Below are 18,072 nucleotides of genomic sequence, written 5' to 3'. Positions count from 1 at the left end.
CCAACGCCCTGGGAGAGCCACATGCCGTACCGTGTCGTCCTCGCCCTCACTTGTCTTGCCCTGGCCGCCTGCCAGGGCAGCAACCCTTATGTCGCCGACTCCCGGCCCTTGCCGCCCGCGCCCCCGCAGGCGGCCACGACCTTCGACCAGAGCGCCTACCCGGCACCGGCCCGCGACTACGGTCGCTACCGCAGTTGGACCTGGCGCGACGGTCAGTTGCCCGCCGGCAACGCCGCGACCGACGCCGCGCAACTGGCCGATGTGGTCAGCAATGCCCTCGACCAGCGCGGTCTGCGCCCCGCCCGTGGTGGCCGCGGCGACCTGCTGGTCAGCGCCGGCATGCGCATGGAACGGCGCCTGCGGCAGTACCGCGACGATGATTACTATCCCTATGGTGGCTATGGCGGAATGGGCTATCGCCACGGTTACTACGGCAACAGCTACGGGCTCTACGGCAGCGTGCCCGTGGTGCGAACCTACGAGATCGAGGTGATGGTGGTGCGCGTCGATCTGTTCGATGCCGGCAGCGGCCAGCCGGTCTGGAGCGCCAGTGCCGAGAGCGGCAGCCAGGGTTCCCTGGGCGATCGCGAAGAGGCCCTGCGCAAGGCCGTCGAAAAAGCCATGAGCGGCTATCCTCCCAGCTAGTCAACGTCATTGGAGTACGACCATGTTCCGCCGACTTGCTTTATTCTCGCTGCTGGCACTGCTCGCAGCCTGCCAGACCAACAACGTCAGCCAGGACTTCGATGCCAGCCGCGACTTCGCCGCGTACCGCAGTTGGACCTGGCTGGAACCGGCGCTGCAATACCGCCCGGATGATCCCCGGATCAAGAGCGACCTCACCGAACAACGCATTCGCCAGGCCGTCAGCGGGCAACTCGACCAGCGCGGCCTGCGTCCCGCGCAGCCCGGCACTCGCGGCGATCTGAACGTGCAGACTTACCTGATCGTGGAAAACCGTCATCAACAGGTCACCACCCAGTACGGTGGCGCGTGGGGCGGTTACTGGGGAGGCTACTGGGGCGGCCCGGCGTTCAACGAAACCCGCACCGTCGAGTACAAGGTGGCGACCATCCAGATCGACCTGTTCGACGGCCGCGACGGCAAGCTGGTCTGGCGCGGCAGCGCCGAGCAGACCATGAACCACTACCCGCCGACGCCGGAAGAACGCAACACCGCGATCCAGAAAACCGTCAATCAGGTGCTGGCCAACTACCCACCTCATTGACCCTTCGTCCATGGCCGGTCGCCGATAAAGGCGACTGGCCATGTTCTTGACTACACTCCTTGGACGCACGCGACGTGCACGGCCATGTGCCGGCAAAGGAGTGCTCGTGTCTTCCCGATTCGCTACACGCCAGGGCGGTGCCATCGGCCTGATGACCGCGCTGACACTGGCCCTCGCCGTGGTTTTCGGCCTGCTCGCGGTGGACGGCGGGCGGCTCTATATGGAACAGCGCAAGCTGCAACGGATCGTCGATATGGCCGCCCTGGAAGCCGCCGGCCAGAGCGCCACGTGCAATGGCATCGGACCGCAGGCCGCGCCGCTGGCGAACACCAGCGCGGTGCGCAACGGTTTCACCCTCGGCGGCGGCAACACCCTGGTCACCACTTGCGGCAGCGTCAGCACCGGCGCCAACAGCCTGCGCAGCTTCAGCCCGAATGCCAGCCTGGCCCAGGCCATCAAGGTCGCGGGCACCGTGAACGTGCCCACCAGCATCGCCGCCGGCATCCGAAACCTGGTGGCCGGCGAGTCCATTCCCGACACCCTGCAATTGCATGCCCAGGCCGTGGCCGCCGCGCCGCTGCCGCCGGTGGCCATGCTGCGCCTGCGTTCGACCCTGCTGACCATGGACACGCAAAAGTCGGCGCTGCTCAATGCGCTGATCGACCCACTGGGCGGGCGCGTGACCCTGGATGCCGTGGGCTGGCAGGGCATCGCCAACACGCAGATCAACCTGCTGAGTTTTCTCGACGCGCTGGCGATCAAGGCCAATGTCGGCGCCGGCCATTACGACGAACTGCTGACCAAGGACCTGCATGTCACCGATATCGTCCAGGTCGCCGCAAATGTGGCGAGCCAGTCAGGCGCGCTGGCCGATGTCGTGACCAACCTCGGAAAGGTGGTGGTGGGCGCGAACAACAGCACCGTGATTCACTTGGGCGACATGCTGGATATCCAGAACGGCACGGCCAAGGCGGGCCTCGACACCATGGTCAACGTCATCGACCTGGTAAAGGCGTCGGTGCTGCTGGCGGCCCAGCAGAGCGCTGCGGTGGCGCAGGTTCCGCTGAACCTGCTGGGGTTGGTGACGGGCACGATTCAACTGAAGGTGATCGAGCCGGAGCAGCTTTCCGCCATTGGCAATCCGGCGACCGACGACATCACGGTGCACACGGCCCAGGTGCGGGCGCTGATTTCACTCAACCTGCCGGTTCTGAGCAGCATCACCGGCCTGACCAATGCGGTGCTCTCGCTCGCCTCGCCGCTGACCACGCTGATCGGCAACCTGCTGACCCTGAACCTAAAGGGCACTCTGCAATCCATCGGCTGCGCCCTGCTGGTGCCTTGCAAAGTCAGTGACATTCAACTGTTGCCGAACGTGCAGCAGATCAATGTCGGCCTGGAAGTGGCAGAAGCCACCAGCCACGTCAGCAACTACACCTGCACGCCCACCAAGACCCTCACCGCGAGTACCCAAAGCGCGGCGGCGAAAGTCGCTGTGGGCAAGTTCGACACGCCCAGCGACTTTTTCACCAAGGGCAACACGTCAATCCAGCCCATCCCGCTGATCGACTTCGGCACCAACGTGTGTACCAACCTGACCATCATTTCCTTTGGCTGCGGGACCCGCGTGCCCTTCGCGGGCGGAGGCGTCGGCATCAAGGTCGATACCACCATGATCGGCACGCCGCCAAGTGCGCCCGTGAATCTGTTGTTCAGTGGCCCCACCGAGTTGCCCAAGCTCAACCAGCCGCCGGTGTACAAGGAGATCAACGGCGCCAGCAATGCCGTTGCCAGCCTCGGCACCACCCTCACTGGCGTGCAGCTACTGACGTATCAGCCGCAGGGCAGCCACCCGCTGGGGCAGGTGGTCACCTCGGCCACCAGCCTGCTCACGGGCGTGAAGAATATTCTGGTACCCCAAATCACCACCCTGCTCAACAACCTGACCAATCCGCTGATCAATTCACTGCTGAAAGTGCTGGGCATCGATCTGGTGGTGACCGACGTCGCCGCTCACCTTGACTGCAGCAGCAACCGCGCTCAACTGGTGCTCTGAACCGGCAGCTCGATGACGAAACGCGCGCCGTCGCGGCCATTGCTGACACTCAGGGTGCCGCCCATGCTTTCGACGATCCGGTAACTCACCGACAACCCCAGTCCGGTCCCGACACCCGCCGGCTTGGTGGTGAAGAACGGTTCAAAGATGCACTCCAGCAGACGCGGCTCGATGCCGCCGCCGTTGTCTTCCACCAACAGCCGCACCCATTGGCCGTCGCGCTCGCCGCGCAGCGAGATCCATGCCTGCGCCGGCTTCTGCTCCATCAGCACATCGCGGGCGTTGACCATCAGGTTGATCAACACCTGTTCCAACTGATCCACATGGCCGCTGACCGGGCAGCCCATCAGCGGATCGCCAAGGCGCACCGCCACAGTTTTGGCGGCCAGACCATCGGCCAACAGCGACAGTGCACCCTCCACCGCAATCCAGGGCTCGAACAACCCGCGCTCGACCTCCGAGCGGCGGCCAAAGACACGCATGTGATCGACCACCTTCGACGCCCGCACCACCTGGGCGTCGATGCGTTTGAGTTTTTCCTGCAGGTAATCGACATCCACCTCGCCGCCTTCCAGACGCTTGAGGGCGTTGACCACCGCCATGCGCATCACGTTGAGCGGCTGGTTGATCTCATGGGCGAGCCCGGTGGACATCTCGCCGAGGGTGGCCATCTTCGCGCTTTGCAACAGCAGTTGCTGGCTGCGCCGGACCTCGGTGTTGTCGCGGCCCACCGCCTGGATCTCCAGCAGACGGCCGTCGGCATCGAACAGGCCGCGGTCCGACCAGATCCACCAGGCATGCTGGCGCCCCGGCAGTTGCAGGCAGACCTCGTCGCTGCTCACCGGCGCCTCGGGGCTGAGCCGCGCAATACGCTCGACAAACAGCTCGCGCTGCCCCGGCGACAACCAGTCGCCGAGGTTCATGCCCGGCAGTTGCGCCGGGGTGTATTCCAGGTAATCGGCCAGCGGCCGGTTGCCGTAGAGCAGTTCGAGATCGGGGCGGTAGCGACAGATCATCGCCGGCGAATCCTCCACCAGCACGCGATAGCGCTCCTCGCTCTGGCGCACCCGCTCGGCGGCCTGGGTCGTCTCGGTGACGTCGAGCCAGATGCCCACCGCCTCCACCGGGATGCCCAGGTCATTGCGCAACAGCCGGGCCTCGTCGAGCACCCAGTGCCAGCCGCCTTCGCTGTCGCGCAGGCGGTAGCGGCTGCGCACCTGGCCTTCGCGCAACAGGGTGCGGGTGCGCGCCAGCCACAGCGGCTGGTCGTCAGGATGCACCCATTGCGCCGGTTGCAGGCGCTCACCGGGCACGGGCTGCCAACCGAGCAACGGTTGCAGGCTGGCGCTGAAGAATTCGGCGTGCAGCGCGCCGTCGTCGTAGTGCTGGATATAGATCACCGCCGGCGAACTGGCGATCAGGTTGTCCAGCCGCGCGTGGGCGGCGCTGGCCTGTTGTTCCTGCTGCTTGATGTCGCTGATGTCGAGCATGAAGCCGTGCAGCCGGCGCGCCTCGCCCTGGCCACGCAGCTCGCCGCACAAACGGTACCAGCGCGGCGTGTCGCCAAGCAGGCGCAGGCACAATTGCAGGCTGTCGCCCTGGCGTTGCAGGCTGGTGAATGCCAGCAGCGCCGCCTCGCGATCGGCCGGGTGCACCTGGGTCAGCCAGTCGGCCAGGGTGACCCGCGCCGGCACGCCGAAGCTGATCGCCAGCCCCGGCGCCAGATGCAGATAAGGATCATGCGGCGACCACTCCCACCAACCGGCGCCGAGCAGGCCCTGCACATTGTCCAGGCGCTGCTGACTGGCCTGCAGCCGATCACCCGCAAGACGTGCCAACAGCGGCTCGGCCACGGCGTCGGCGAGCAGCAAGGCGTCGTCGTCCAGACGTGGCTGGCCGCGGTCCTCGCACAGCAACCAGGCCTGCACTTCGTGCTGCTGGGTGTGGGGCATCAGGTAGAACGGCAATTCCAGCACCTGCAAAGTGGGCTGGGCAGCACTGTGGATCAGGTGCTCGGCCGGCAGGTCGTTGAGCAGCAGGCCCAGCCGTTGCTCGCTCCAGGGCAGGTTGTCGCCGTAGTGCACGTAGTTTTTCCAGCCGCCGGCGCCCCGTACCCACAACATCGCCCAACCCGCCTGCCAGTGCCAGGCGAGACGGCGCAACTGCTCGCCGGCCTGTTCCGCCAGGCGCTCAAGGCTGCAATCGCGTAGCGCCGCCGCGACTTCACTGGCGAGCATTTGTCGCTGCTGCGCAGCCAGGCCCTGGCGTTGTTGCTGCACCAGGTCGCCGATGTCGAACAGTTGCAGCAACCAGCCCTCGGGCTGAGCCAGCAACCAGCCACGGGTATGCAAGGTGTGACCTGCGGCGGCGCGGAAGTCCAGGTCAAGCGGGTGCGCCTGCCAGTCCGGCGGCTCGCCTTCCAGGGCCAGCAGGCTATGAGGCTGCACATAGTCCTGCAATCGCGCCGGCATCTGCGCCGGCAAGGCCAGCACGGTGCGCAACGGGCCGCTGAGGCGCAGCACTCGCGCCTGATTATCCAGCCACAGTTGCAGGCCGACCGCGGGCGGTGCCGAGGTTTCGGGCCAGGTCGGAAGTTCGCCGGCGCGGGTCCGCCAGCGGTCGAATAACCCCGAGCCGCCGCTCAAAGTTGCAGGCTCGCTTGAGCACCCAGTCGCGCCGGCAGTCGCGGCACTTCGCCGATGACCGGCAACACCAGCACCGGCATCGCCGAAGTGATCTTGGCTTTGTCGTAGTGGACGCTCACCGTCAGCAGCTTGCCCGACGTCAGCGTCACGGTGGCGTCACTGGCGTACTGGAAACGCAATGCACCAGGTAGCCAGGCCAGTTGTTGCTCCAGCACCTGTTTGGCCAGGTTGGTGACGTCGGTGCCATAGGTCGCACTGGTCGGGTCCAGCGCCACGCAGCGGCGCACCGCTTCGCTGCTGGCCTGGTTGAACGACTGCACCATGAGCATGGGCAGGCTGTAACTGAGCAGCCCGTAGAACACCGTAAAGAACATTACGAAGACCAGGGCGAACTCAATCGCCACCGCACCTTTTTCCCGTCCACCTAAGCTCGCTTTCATGATCGCGTCTACCCTGACAGTGACACCTCTTTGACAAGCATAGAATCAAACAGACCAGGGGATGGCCTTTCGCCAATGCAAAGTCTAGTCGTGCTGTTGTGGCTTGCCCTTTGTGCCGAACAGGATGTGCGCGAACGACAGATCGCCAACGTCCTCACCCTCGGTGCAGCCGCCCTCGCCCTCGCCTATCTGTTCGTCACCGGCCACACCTGGATCGGTGCCGAGCCCACGGATGCGGCGGTCGCGCTGGTACTGGTGATGTTGTTAACCCTTCCGGGTTATATCCTTGGCCGCTTGGGAGCTGGCGACGTGAAGATGTTGGGCGCCCTGGCCCTGGCAACTGACCAGTGGTATCTGCTGGGCACTTTCATCGGCGCAGGAGTCGCGGTGCTGGTCTGGCTGATCAGCCGACGCTGGCTGTGGTCGCTGCTTAATCAGAAGGTTAAGAAGCGCTTGCAGGCGATCCACGAGGAAGTGTCAAAAAAGCAGCCCTTCGCCCCATTCCTCATGGCGGGCTTCCTGCTAGCTGCTTTATGGATCCATTAGTCGCCTGGTGCCTGTGGCACGGGTGTTACGCCTTGTAAATAGTCGAAAGGAGCGACTACTTTTGAGTTAGTGCCCCACCGTGACCCGGGACCGCCTTGGCAGCTTTCAGGGAGGGCACCTCAGCATGGAGTTGCGAGTTAAATGCCAACCAACCAAGTGAAAGTTCTGGTCGTCGATGACCAACCACTGATCGTCGAAGAGCTTTGTGAATTCCTCGAAAGCAGCGGTTATCTCTGCGTCCCCTGCCATTCCAGCGTCACTGCCATCGATCGCTTCAACGCCGACCCGGCCATCGGCCTGGTCCTCTGCGACCTGAACATGCCCGAGTACGACGGTATCGAGCTGGTCAAGGCGCTGAAGAAAAGTGCCGGGCAAGAGCGCGCCTTCGAAGCCATCATGCTGACCGGCCGCGCCGAAAAGCAGGATGTCATCAAGGCCCTGCGCGAAGGCTTCGCGGACTATTACCAGAAGCCGGTCGACCTCGAAGAGTTGCTCAAGGGCCTGCAGCATCAGGAAACGGAATTGCTGAAACGGCAGAAGAACTTCCATCAACTTGGCCACCTGAACCAGAAGCTCAAGTACCTCGCCGACTCCATCGACGATCTCTATCAGGACCTCGACAAGGCTCGCGGGCAGGCGCCCGGCAAAGGCGACGGCAGCGAAGACAGCGAGCACGACAGCGTCACCATCCCGACCATCTTCTCCCCGCTGTCGCCCCGCCAGCTTGATGTCGCGCGGCTGGTCGGCAAGGGCAAGACCAATTACCAGATCGCCTGTGAACTGGGCATCACCGAGAACACGGTGAAGCTCTATGTCTCGCAGGTGCTGCGCCTGACCCACATGCACAACCGCACGCAACTGGCCCTGGCGCTATCGCCTGGATCATCGACGCCGTGGCAGCGGGTGACGGAGCATTGAGCGCCCTTGAGATCGAACGCCGCTTAGGCGGTGCTCGATCTCAAGAACGCTGGAAAGCTTCCGCCCGACTCACTGACTCCCCGACGACGTCACCTTCTCCCACTTGAAGACATCAGGAATCTTGTAGTCGTACACCTTCTGCCAGCGCTCCATGGTCTTGTCGTATTCCTTGGGCGTGGTCGCCTGCGGGTTGCTGGAGGCGTGCAGCCCTTTGGGTTGCAGTTGCAGCCAGGTTTCGGTGGTTTCCTGGGCCTTGGACGAAGGCCCTTCGGGAACCGCCGCGGCAGCACACGAGAAGCCGGCCAGCATGATCAACAACGGGATTCGCACGTTCATCAGGAACTCCTGGGCGGCTGTGCGCCGCCGGGTTTGAGTTGCTCGGCACGGGCCTGGGCTTCGCTGAACTGGGCCGAACTCAGACCCAGGCGGCTGACCAGGTCGGCAGCCTGTTGCCACTTGTCCTGGTACAGCAGCAGGGTCACCAGGTTGACCGCCGCCAGCCGGTCGGTGTCTTTCAACTCGATGGCGGTAAGAAACTCGAAACGGGCTTTTTCCATTTCGCCGAGGTTGAGGTAAATCACGCCGAGGTCGTTGCGGATTTTCTCGTCGGTGGGCGCCAGGCGCACCGCGCGCAGCAGGTGCTGCCGGGCCTGGACGTTATCGCCACGTGCCGAGGCCAGTTGCCCCAGACCATGTTCCGCCTCGGCGGCCATGCAACTACCCAGCAGGCTGCGGTACAGCGGCTCGGCCTCGCTGCTGCCCAGCAGGCGCAGCACTTTGGCCTTGCGCACGCGCACCTGGGCAAGGTTGTCGGGCATTTCCTCAAGGTGCGCGAGGCTGGCATGAGGACGGCCGTCGGCGAGCATTTCATCAGCCATGTTCAAGGTCAGTTCCTGGGAAGAATCCGGCTTGGCGCAACTGGCCGAACCGCCCAGTTGCGCCAACCAGGGCGCACCGCCCTGGTTGGCGCAGCCGCTCAACAGCACCACGCCCAGTATCAATACGCCGACTCTCATGCACAGCTCCCCATTCAGTGACTGAAGGCCCGGGCCAGCGCGGTCAGACCCGGCCCGGCCAGCACGATCAACAAGGCGGGAAAGAGAAAGACCATCATGACGACGGACATCTTCCCGGACATTTTCGAAATACGTTCCTGCAGCCGCGTCAGGCGCCGGTCATCGAGCAGTTGCTTGAGCGCCAGCAGCGACTTCATCGCACCACCGCCCTGGGTCAGCAACTGTTGCAGGATCACGCAGGTGTCGTTGAACTCGTCCACCGAGAGCAACTTCGCGGTCTTTTCCAGCTCCGGCGCCAACGCCAGTCCCGAGTCCACCCGAACCAGAATCAGTTGCAGTTCCTGGCTGAGCACGGGAAGCAATTGTCGCCCTTCAGTGCCGAGGATGCGCAGGCTCTGTTCCACCGCGAGTCCGGAATCGAAGAGGATGCGCAGCAGCGGAATGAAACTGGAAACCTCATCGGCAATCTGCTGCTGCCGTCGTGCCGCGACGTAGGCGAGGATGCGTTTGGGCAGCAGGTAACCGATACCGAGGGCGAACACCGGAAGCATCCAGGGTGTCTTGCTGTCGGGGTAGACGAAATGCTGGACCAGTACGGCGACGACCAGAGCGCACAGCGGCACGCCGATCTGCAGTGCGGCGAAGAGCGAACGCTGGCGTGTGCGCCGCCAACCAATGCGGTCGAGCAACAAACGGGTCTCGCCATCCAGGCTCAGCGAGCGCTGGGCCAGCGAGCTGTTGCCCAGGCGCTCCAGCCAGCTATCCTGCGCCGCCTCGGCGCTTTGCCGGCCTTGCAAACGCAGGGCGACCAACTGCTCGCGACGGTGTTGCCGCGCCAGGTGAAACACCAACAGCATGAAGGTGAGCAAGAACAGTCCGGCACTGATCAGCAACGCCATTTCAGATACTCCGCAACATGCGCCAAAGCGTCACGCAACCCAGCAACTGCAAGATGAACGCGGTCAGCAGCATCATCTGGCCGCTGTGGTTGTGCCACATCGACAACAGGTAACCCGGGTTGGCGATCATGAAGTAGCCGACCATGCTGATTGGTAGCAACGCCAGCACCACAGCGGTCATCCGTGTTTCGCCGGTCATGGCGCGTAACTGGCGGCCCCCCTGCTCACGCTCGCGAATCAGCTTGACCAGGTTTTCCAGCAGCTCGCTGGCATTGCCGCCATAACGGTGGTTGATCCGCAAGCCAAGGGCGAGCATGTGGAACTCGTCCTGGTCATACAGCTCGGCCAGATCCAGCAGGGCCTCATCCAGACTGACCCCCATCTGCACGTTGCGCTGAACCCGTTGCATGGCGCTTTTCAGTGGGTCGGCGGAGACTTCGATGGCGCCCAGCATGGCGTCACTGAGGGTGCGCCCGGCCTTGAGGCTGCGCACGGCGTGATCGAGCAGTGTCGGCAGTTGCTCGATCATCCGCCGCAGCCGACGCTGGAAGCGCCAGCTCATGTACAGGCGCCACAGCAGCGGGCCCAGCACCAACATCGTCAGTGCTCCCGGCCAGCCCGAGAAACTGCCGGCCAGGGCAATCAGCAGCAGCCACGCCGCCCCCCAGAGCAGCAGGCGGTCGGCGCGCCGGTCGAAGCCGGCGCGCAACAGCAGCAATTCCAGCCAGCCGCGGGTCGGCGCCTCGACCGCCACTGGCTCCGGCAATTGGCCCAGCCGCTGCAAGGTGCGCTCTTGCGCCGACTTGCGCACGCCGCTGTAGAACAGGCTGACAGAAGCGCTCAGCAACAGCAGGCCGAACAGCCCCAAGACCAGGGCGATCATGGCGCGGACTCCAGCGGATCGTGACGCAGCTTATCTCCGGCCGGGTTGACCGCGTCGCGCACGAAGGCCGTGCCGCCTCGCCGATCAAGGCGGAACAGGGTGTTGGTGACGTACACGTCATCGCGCAGGCCAACCACTTCCAGCACCTCGCTGACACAACGGCGCCCATCGGGCAGGCGGGTCAACTGGATCACCACATCAAGGGCGGCGCAGATCATCTGCCGCAGGGTCTTCTCCGCCACCTGGAGCCCGGTCAGGCCGACCAGGGTTTCCAGACGCAACAGCGCGTCCTGCGCGGTGTTGGCGTGGACGGTGCTCATGGAGCCGTCGTGGCCGGTGTTCATTGCGGTCAGCACGTCGATGACCTCCACCCCGCGAATCTCCCCGAGCAGGATGCGGTCCGGGCGCATCCGCAGGGCGTTGCGGATCAGTTCGCTGGCCTTGATCTCGCCATGGCCTTCGGCATTCGGCGGCCGGGTTTCCAGACGCACGACGTGAGGGTGGTCCAATTGCAGCTCGGCCACGTCCTCGATGGTCACCAGTCGCTCGTGCGGGCTGATCAACTGGCTGAGGATGTTCAGCAACGTGGTCTTGCCGGTGCCGGTGCCGCCGCTGACCAGCACGTTGCAACGCTTGCTCACCGCCAGTTCGAAGAACGCCATGATCCCCGGATCGATGGCGCGGGTCGCCAGCAGATCGGCGCTCTTGAGCATGTCCTTGCGGAATTTGCGGATCGACAGGCAAGGCCCGTCCAGCGCCACCGGCGGAATGATCGCGTTGACCCGGCTGCCGTCGGGCATGCGCGCATCGACCATCGGCGACGACTCATCCAGACGCCGGCCAAGCGGCGCGAGGATGCGTTGCATCACCCGCTCGACATGGTGCGAGTCGATGAAGCGCAGGTCGGTCTGATGCAACACCCCGGCGCGCTCGACGAACACGCGATACGGACCGTTGACCAGGATTTCGGTAACGCTGGTGTCGCGCAGCAGAACTTCCAGCGGACCGAAGCCGGTGAGTTCGTCGACCAGTTCCTCGGCCAGCCGCTCCATTTCATAGCGCGACAGCGCCAGGTGCAGGCGGGCGATGTAATCGCCGACCTGCTCGGTGACGAATTGCGCCAGCGCCGGTCGCGAGCCTTCCAGCAGGTTGCGGCCGGAGTCTTCGATGGCATCGATGATGTGGCGGTGCAGCGCACGCTTGAGTGCCTGGGGATCGCTGCCGAGGTTGGCCCGGGGTCCGCCGAACAGCTCGTCACTGCTCATTTTTGTTGCCCCAGAGCCGGGTCAGCCAGTTGTTGGCCTTGGGCTTGAGGTTTTCCGAACGGCGCGCGAGGCGCTCGCCCAGGGTTTTGAGGGCATGGGTGAGGTTGTCGCGCGGGGCCAGCTCGAACAGGCTCAGGCCCTGGTTCCGCGAGTTGAGCCGCACTTCGGGGCTGGAGGGCAATTCAGTCAGCACCGGCAAGGCGAAGCGTTTGCCGAGGGCCTCGGCATCCGGCACCACGCCGCGCAGATAACGATCGACCAGCAGTTTGGCGTGCTCCAGGTTCATGCCTTTTTCACGCCAGGTGTTCAGCACTTCAAGGTTGCGCCGACACTCGATGACGTTCTGGTCGGTGTACCAGATCAGCTTGTCGCAGTGGCTGACGAAGGTGCGCAGCGCCTCGCTGTCGGCCTGTCCGGTGAGGTTGACGATGATGTGCTGGAAGTGTTGCCGCAGCGCACTGAGCAACATGTACAACTCGGCGGCGCTGGTGCGCTCCAGTGCTTCGTCGCCCGCGGCGTAGGCCAATAGGCGCAGGCCGCTGGGTTCGCGGGCGAAGGCGCTGTCGATCAGGGTGCTGTCGAGGCGGCGCAGGTGGCGCAGGGCGTCACCGAAATGGAAGGACGATTCCAAGCCCAGCAACGCCAGGCTGTCGCCGCGCGGCAGGCCGAGGTCAAGCAACAGGGTCTGCTGGCCGCTTTTCTGCACCACCTCCCCCAGGTGCAGTGCAAGCAGCGCGCCATCGGAACCACACTGGGTGCCATAGAGCACAGTGAGGCCGCCCAGGTGCGGGTTGGTGGTCACTGGCGGCAGGCGCTTGCCCAGGCGCCGGACCAGCCCGGCCACCTCGCTCGAGCGCGAACCGTAGGCAACGAAATCCCGCGCGCCGGCGCGCATCGCATTGAGCACAAGCTGGTTGTCCATGCCATCGCCGAGGGCGACGATGGCCAGCATCGGCTTGGCCTCCAGCACCCCTTCGATGAGTGCGCACTGGTTGACCACATGGTCGCGGTCCAGGCCGATGAACACCAGATTGGCGAAGGTCACGTCGACCAGCGCCAGCATTTCATCGAGGCTGCCGCTGCCGGCGCCGACCACCTGCCCCAGCGGCGCCAGCGCGGTCTGCAGCCATTGCAGATCACCCTCGTTGCGGGTGATGGCAAGGAAGGTCTGACTCAGGCTTTCGCTCATTGGGATAACCCGCTGCGACGTTCGAAGTCGCCGTTTTCCAGGAAGAAAAGCCGCCCCCAGCTCGGGTCGTAGGTGCGCAGGCGCTCACCCGGGAGTTCCGGCAGCTTCGCATTGACGGCCAGCGGTCTGACAAGGTGCGGCGTGACCACCATCAGCAGTTCGGTTTCTTCGCTCTGCACGTTTGACTGACGGAAGAACGCGCCAAGGATTGGCACGTCGCCGAGGCCCGGGAATTTGTCCACGTCGGAACGGTTAGTGGTGCTGATGAGGCCGCTGATGATGAAGCTCTCACCATCGGCGAGGGAGATGCTGGTATCGGTGCGCCGGACTTTAAGACCGGGAACCGTGGTGCCGGCAATATTGACCGTTCGGGAGTAATCCAACTCGCTGACTTCAGGGGCGACCTTGAGCATGATGCGGTCGCGGCTCACCACCGTTGGCGTCAACGCCAGGCGAATGCCGAACTCCTTGAACTCGATCGACACGTTGTCGCTGCCGCTGCTGGGCACCGGGATCGGGATTTCTCCACCGGCGAGGAAGCTTGCGGTCGTGCCGCTGAGCACCACCAGGCTGGGCCGTGCCAGGGTGTAGGCGAAGCCGCTGCTCTCCAGGGCGTTGATCGCTGCGAGGAAGCGACTGCTGCCGCCGCCCCAGACAATGTTGAACATATCGTTGCCAAGCGGGATCAACGGGTTGACCACCGGCACATTGCCCGGCGTCACGTTGGTATTCGGCACTGTGCCGGGCGAGCCGATCAGCGAGTTGTTCGAACCTTTGAAGAACAAGCGCGCACCGGCTTCCTTGAGCTTGGTGCGGCTGACTTCGACGAAGCGTATATCGGCCTGCACCTGGCTGGGCGTTTCCGCATCCAGCGAGGCCGGCACTTGCGTGGAAACCATGTCCGCCGTCGCCCGCCCACGCACGAACACCATGGTCTGGCGCGGTGTGCTGGTGCAATGGGTCCACAGAGTGAGGCTGGTAGCGCCGGGCCCCATGGCCGTGAGCAGCACCGCGTCATTGCCCACGGGATGCACATCGGCGACTTTCGGATCGCCCACCGCCGCACGGCTGATGCCGACCGGCAGGCGGACCTCCTGTTGCAGACCCTGGTCGATTTCGATCACTGCCGGCACCTGCGGCAGTGCCGAACAGCCCTTGTTTGCGGCATGCGCTTGGGACAACGGCAGCAGCCCCGCCAGCATGGCCATCAAGGTGTAGCCAGGGATCCGTGAAGAACGGCTGCTCATTGAAGGACATCCTTGCTGGGTTCAATGGGATTGTTCGGAAGACTGCGTGCCGCGAATGATTTCCATGGCCCGGGGTGGCGCCGGACTACCACGGACAGGCGCCGGGGCCTGGACCATGGCCAGTTGGCTGAAGCGATAGAGTTCGCGATTGGCGTTGGCCAGGGTGCTGTCCGCGGCTTTCGGGTCGGCCCAGTAGCGGGCCAGGCGTTTTTCTTCGGCGCTGCGCACGGCCAGGCGTAGGCTGCCGGCCTGGGCGGCAAGCACCAGCCGGCTCGCCAGCCCTTCGGGCACCGCGACCACCACGGTACGCGGGGCATCGCGGCGTTTCTGCTCGCGGACCTTGGGATCGACCTCGACCGGCTCGGCCGGTTTGCCGTCACTGGCCAGCCCCATCTGCTGGCCGACACTGAGCAGGCGCAAGGCCGGGATCACCACTTGGGCGCTGGCCAGGGGATTGTCGGTTTCATCTTTCAGATAGAGCAGCACGTCGACGTAATCGCCAGGGCGGATCTGCCCGGCTGCGCCGCTGACCTCATCCACTGCGAGCGTCAGGGCCCGCTCGCCCGGCTGGATCATTCGCGCCAGCGGACCACCGGCCTCGAAGCTGCTTTCTTCCAGCCAGGTGCCTGCGGGCAGATCGCGCCACGGCGTGCGTCCGGCAACTTGCTCGGGGGTCTGGAAACTGCCGGCCGGCGCCACCAGCAGGCGCTCCACGGCGAGATCGTCGGTGCTCAATGGCATATTGGCGGCAACATCCCGGCGCAACACCACCACCGGTTTGCGCAATTCATCCTGGACGTTGTTGACGGCTTGCGTCACCGGCTGGGTTGCCGGCGCGGGTGGCGGCGTTTCTGTCGCGGGCTTCCTGCCCAGGGTCAGTCCCCAGTAGCCGGCGACGATGGCCCCCAGCAAAAACAGTCCGGCGAGTATCAACGTGATGCGACTGCTCATGTCCGGCCCCTCCCTGCCCTGCGCCCCATCAGCCCGTACGTCTTGTTAACGGGCTCACAAATACTCAATTGGAAGTAACTATTTCGCTATTTGACGGTAGCGCAGGTAGGCCAAAACGCCATTACACCGTCAGATTATTTTCGGTGGCATTTCTGTCACCCTCATAAAACAACAGCTTATTGGCGGCAATTTTCCATTATCACTTTGGTGTTAATGCTTTCTTACATTTGCCGAAGGGTTAACTCTTGGCGATGCTCTGGTTGCAAAGGGGAATCACCAAAGCCCCGTGTTACCAGCGCTTCCAGCGCTAAGGAGCAACATCATGCATCTTTCCAAAATCATCCAGTCCATCCGGGGATTCTTCAAAAGCACCGACGGCGCGTCGGGTATCGAATATGCGCTGGTCGCCTGCATGGTCGCCGTTGCCCTGGTGGCATTTGTGCCAACCATTTCCGAGGGTGTGACCAACATCTTCACAACGATCGAGGCAGCTCTGCCCGCTTCATAATCACCGTGTCCCGGCAAGGCCTCGAACGTTTCTCCCACGAGCCCAACGTAACCCGTGACAGGACTACGCCATGCCTGCTTCCCCCCCACGCGAACAGTTGCTGTTAGTGGATGATGAAGAGGAAGCGTTGAACGAACTGGCTGAACTGCTGGACGGCGAAGGCTTTTGTTGCCACACGGCGACATCGGTGAAGCTCGCCCTCCAGCAGTTGACCCGGCACCCGGATATCGCCCTGGTCATCACCGACCTGAACATGCCGGAAGAGTCCGGCATCTCCCTGATCAAACGCCTGCGCGACCACACGGCCCGGGAGTATCTGCCGGTGATCGTCTGCAGTGGACAGATCGACCCCGTTGTCGCCGACGAACTGGAACGTTTGCAGGTACAGGGGGTCTTTCGCAAACCGATCTATCACACCCGTTTGCTGGATACGCTGAGCAGCCTGTTTCCGCTGGAGAGCATGCACGACAGACTGCACGCTGTTCCCTAGCGCATACGTAAAAGCCCCGGGGTTGCTTTGCAGCCCCGGGGCTTTTCCATTACGGCTCACTCACAACTGATAACTGAAGCTCACGGTGAACCGCGGCCGGCGGTTGAAACTGTCCAGTGCCATGTCCGACATCGGCTTGGCTGCCTCCAGCGAGATGTTGTAGTAATGCGCATCGCCAAAGCGCAGGCCGAGGGCCAGCGATGACATTCGCGAATCCTGCACCTGCAGTTCGTTGAACCAGGTCCGCGCCGCATCCAGCACCACATAAGGCTGCAGCATCTTCACCCACTCGCCCTCGCGCTTGAAGCTGTAGTTGACCTCATAGGCCGCGCCCCAGCCCTTGTCGCCTGACGCCTGATCCACGGGGTAACCGCGCCCGAAGTTCTGCCCACCGAACACCGCCCGCTCGCTGTCGGGCAGGCTGTCGTCGGTCCAGTACAACGCGGCGGAAGCCACGCCCTGCCAGTTGTCGAAGAAGCGGTCGCTCTGTACACCGGACAGGCGCAGGCGGAAGAAATCCAGGTCGTAGCCCGCGTTGGTATTGGCGCCGAAATTATCGAGGCCCTGATAGACACCCGCGCTGATGATCCGCAATTGTTTTTCAGTCGCCTTGCGCCAATCGCCTTCGAAGGCCAGGGCACGGATGTCGGTGTTGGTGCTGACTTTCAGCGGGAAGCCGATGACCCGGTAATCGGTGGTGTCGTCCACGGCGTAGAAGCGCGCTGACAGGCTCAGCCACTCGTTGGGCGAGGCGATCAGCGGATGGGTCAGGCCGATGGAGTAGCGGTCGTTTTCGCGGTGCTGCTTGAGGTTGATGTTATCCGTCAGCCGCACCACCGCGCTGGGGTCGCTGCGGTAGCGGGATGCCGACAGGATCAGTTGGGTGCCTTCGCTGTCCAGGGACTGCGAATAGTCGGCGCGGAAGTAGTGTTCCTTGTCCTCGCCGGGAGGAAACAGGGCGCTGATACTCAATTGCTCGGCTACCGCGGTATGCGCGTTGCTGTTGGCGCCGAACAGGGCCTGGATATCGTCGCGACTACCGTCGGTGAGGTTCATCGTGGTGGTGAACGGCTTGCGGGAAGCCTGCACCATCAGCTTGCTCGCCCCGTCAGTGGTGCCGGGTGGAGGCACACTGGCCTGCAAGGTGATCCCGGGCACGCGGCTCATCAGCGAGGTGTAGCGTTCGAATGCCTTGCGCGTCAGCGGTCGTACGGCCTTGAGCTTGGTCACCAGTTTGTCCAGGTAGCCCGAGACACGACCAACATCGCCCTGCAGTTCGTAATCACTGATATAGCCTTCGACCAGCACGACCCGCAGCCGGCCTTCGGCGAAATCCTGCACGGGGAGAAACGCGTAGGACAACAGGTAGCCGTCCTGCTGGTACCGCTGGGTGAGACGCCGGGTTGCCTCGATCAGCTCGCCGACCGTCACCTCGCGATCGATCAGCCCCTGGTAGTTCTCACGCAATTCACTCAGCGGGTAAACCGTCCCGCCTTCGATGCGAATCTTGTGGATCAGCACCTTGGTATTCATCATCAGCGGCTGGGGTTGAGCGGTTGCCGGACTCGGCACTTGCAGCTTGGGAGTTGTCGGCCTGAAAGCATCAGCCGGCAAGTTGGGCGCCGGCAGGTTGCGTTCGGTTTCGTTGCTGTTCAGATAGCTTGGGAGCGGCTCGGCCTGAAGCACACTGACCCAGGACAAACCCACTAACGCGACTGCCATCGATCGCATAGGACACTCCATGATCCTGAAAAGTACGAGGGAACCAAGGCGGTTCCCTCGTCAGACTCA

18 protein-coding genes are annotated in these 18,072 nt (G+C 63.7%); 7 read left to right on the top strand and 11 right to left on the bottom strand.

The features are described 5' to 3' along the window. Nucleotides 1-21 precede the first annotated feature (21 nt). The 3 genes from CKW37_RS12920 to CKW37_RS12910 all read left to right on the top strand — a co-directional run bounded on the left by CKW37_RS12920 (nt 22) and on the right by CKW37_RS12910 (nt 3,284). Nucleotides 22-645 carry a DUF4136 domain-containing protein gene (locus tag CKW37_RS12920; protein ID WP_095156069.1) on the top strand — a complete coding sequence of 208 codons (624 nt, stop codon included), beginning with the start codon at nt 22-24 and terminating at the stop codon, nt 643-645. A 22-nt stretch (nt 646-667) separates the two neighbouring features. Further along, the gene (locus CKW37_RS12915; RefSeq protein WP_095156068.1) at nt 668-1,228 is read left to right on the top strand and encodes a DUF4136 domain-containing protein; all 561 of its coding nucleotides are present in this window, start codon (nt 668-670) and stop codon (nt 1,226-1,228) included. A 106-nt stretch (nt 1,229-1,334) separates the two neighbouring features. Continuing rightward, a complete protein-coding gene (locus tag CKW37_RS12910; protein ID WP_095156067.1) occupies nt 1,335-3,284 on the top strand; it encodes a pilus assembly protein TadG-related protein in 1,950 nt (649 codons plus the stop codon). Here the strand turns inward: CKW37_RS12910 and CKW37_RS12905 are convergent. Continuing rightward, a complete protein-coding gene (locus tag CKW37_RS12905; RefSeq protein WP_095156066.1) occupies nt 3,269-5,929 on the bottom strand; it encodes a PAS domain-containing sensor histidine kinase in 2,661 nt (886 codons plus the stop codon). The two genes, CKW37_RS12910 and CKW37_RS12905, sit on opposite strands and share 16 nt — an antisense overlap. Beyond that, nucleotides 5,926-6,369 carry a TadE/TadG family type IV pilus assembly protein gene (locus tag CKW37_RS12900; RefSeq protein ID WP_095156065.1) on the bottom strand — a complete coding sequence of 148 codons (444 nt, stop codon included), beginning with the start codon at nt 6,367-6,369 and terminating at the stop codon, nt 5,926-5,928. Before CKW37_RS12900 ends, CKW37_RS12905 begins: the two co-directional genes overlap by 4 nt. Nucleotides 6,370-6,444: 75 nt before the next feature. Here CKW37_RS12900 and CKW37_RS12895 point away from each other — a divergent pair, with 75 nt between their 5' ends. Both CKW37_RS12895 and CKW37_RS12890 read left to right on the top strand, forming a co-directional pair. Further along, complete coding sequence (locus tag CKW37_RS12895; protein ID WP_095156064.1) at nt 6,445-6,915, top strand: prepilin peptidase; 471 nt, start codon at nt 6,445-6,447, stop codon at nt 6,913-6,915. A gap of 141 nt (nt 6,916-7,056) precedes the next feature. Continuing rightward, nucleotides 7,057-7,833, top strand: a complete 777-nt coding sequence (locus CKW37_RS12890) for a response regulator transcription factor (protein WP_095156063.1) — start codon at nt 7,057-7,059, stop codon at nt 7,831-7,833. A gap of 69 nt (nt 7,834-7,902) precedes the next feature. Here the strand turns inward: CKW37_RS12890 and CKW37_RS12885 are convergent, their stop codons facing one another. From CKW37_RS12885 to cpaB, 8 genes are read right to left on the bottom strand one after another with little or no spacing between them, the layout of a single operon-like run. Next, nucleotides 7,903-8,169 carry a DUF3613 domain-containing protein gene (locus CKW37_RS12885; protein WP_095156062.1) on the bottom strand — a complete coding sequence of 89 codons (267 nt, stop codon included), beginning with the start codon at nt 8,167-8,169 and terminating at the stop codon, nt 7,903-7,905. Continuing rightward, entirely contained in the window at nt 8,169-8,849 is a 681-nt protein-coding gene (locus CKW37_RS12880; RefSeq protein ID WP_095156061.1) for a tetratricopeptide repeat protein, read from the bottom strand. The genes CKW37_RS12885 and CKW37_RS12880 overlap by 1 nt, the downstream gene beginning before the upstream one ends. 14 nt (nt 8,850-8,863) lie before the next feature. Beyond that, a complete protein-coding gene (locus tag CKW37_RS12875; protein WP_095156060.1) occupies nt 8,864-9,748 on the bottom strand; it encodes a type II secretion system F family protein in 885 nt (294 codons plus the stop codon). 1 nt (nt 9,749) lies between these two features. Further along, nucleotides 9,750-10,631: a type II secretion system F family protein gene (locus CKW37_RS12870; protein WP_095156059.1), complete on the bottom strand. Its 882-nt coding sequence runs from the start codon at nt 10,629-10,631 to the stop codon at nt 9,750-9,752. Beyond that, nucleotides 10,628-11,896, bottom strand: a complete 1,269-nt coding sequence (locus tag CKW37_RS12865; protein WP_095156058.1) for a CpaF family protein — start codon at nt 11,894-11,896, stop codon at nt 10,628-10,630. The genes CKW37_RS12870 and CKW37_RS12865 overlap by 4 nt, the downstream gene beginning before the upstream one ends. Next, nucleotides 11,886-13,085, bottom strand: coding sequence for a pilus assembly protein (locus CKW37_RS12860; RefSeq protein ID WP_095156057.1), 1,200 nt, complete (start codon nt 13,083-13,085; stop codon nt 11,886-11,888). The genes CKW37_RS12865 and CKW37_RS12860 overlap by 11 nt, the downstream gene beginning before the upstream one ends. Beyond that, entirely contained in the window at nt 13,082-14,332 is a 1,251-nt protein-coding gene (locus CKW37_RS12855; RefSeq protein WP_095156056.1) for a type II and III secretion system protein family protein, read from the bottom strand. The genes CKW37_RS12860 and CKW37_RS12855 overlap by 4 nt, the downstream gene beginning before the upstream one ends. 21 nt (nt 14,333-14,353) lie before the next feature. Further along, nucleotides 14,354-15,283 carry a Flp pilus assembly protein CpaB gene (gene cpaB, locus CKW37_RS12850; protein ID WP_095156055.1) on the bottom strand — a complete coding sequence of 310 codons (930 nt, stop codon included), beginning with the start codon at nt 15,281-15,283 and terminating at the stop codon, nt 14,354-14,356. Nucleotides 15,284-15,605: 322 nt separating this feature from the next. On the opposite strand from cpaB, the gene CKW37_RS12845 reads away from it, so the two are divergent. Next, the gene (locus CKW37_RS12845; RefSeq protein WP_095156054.1) at nt 15,606-15,791 is read left to right on the top strand and encodes a Flp family type IVb pilin; all 186 of its coding nucleotides are present in this window, start codon (nt 15,606-15,608) and stop codon (nt 15,789-15,791) included. A 70-nt stretch (nt 15,792-15,861) separates the two neighbouring features. Beyond that, nucleotides 15,862-16,281 (top strand): response regulator, encoded by a 420-nt coding sequence (locus CKW37_RS12840; protein WP_095156053.1) that lies wholly within the window; start codon nt 15,862-15,864, stop codon nt 16,279-16,281. Nucleotides 16,282-16,341: 60 nt separating this feature from the next. On the opposite strand, the gene CKW37_RS12835 is transcribed toward CKW37_RS12840, so the two are convergent. Further along, a complete protein-coding gene (locus CKW37_RS12835) occupies nt 16,342-18,012 on the bottom strand; it encodes a ShlB/FhaC/HecB family hemolysin secretion/activation protein (protein WP_095156052.1) in 1,671 nt (556 codons plus the stop codon). Nucleotides 18,013-18,072: the final 60 nt, after the last annotated feature.

Origin of the sequence: Pseudomonas sp. Irchel 3E13 (assembly GCF_900187455.1) — a bacterium.
Taxonomy (GTDB): Bacteria; Pseudomonadota; Gammaproteobacteria; order Pseudomonadales; family Pseudomonadaceae; genus Aquipseudomonas.
The sequence above is the reverse complement of the archived record's forward strand: the minus strand, read 5'-3'. Positions and strand labels throughout refer to the sequence as shown.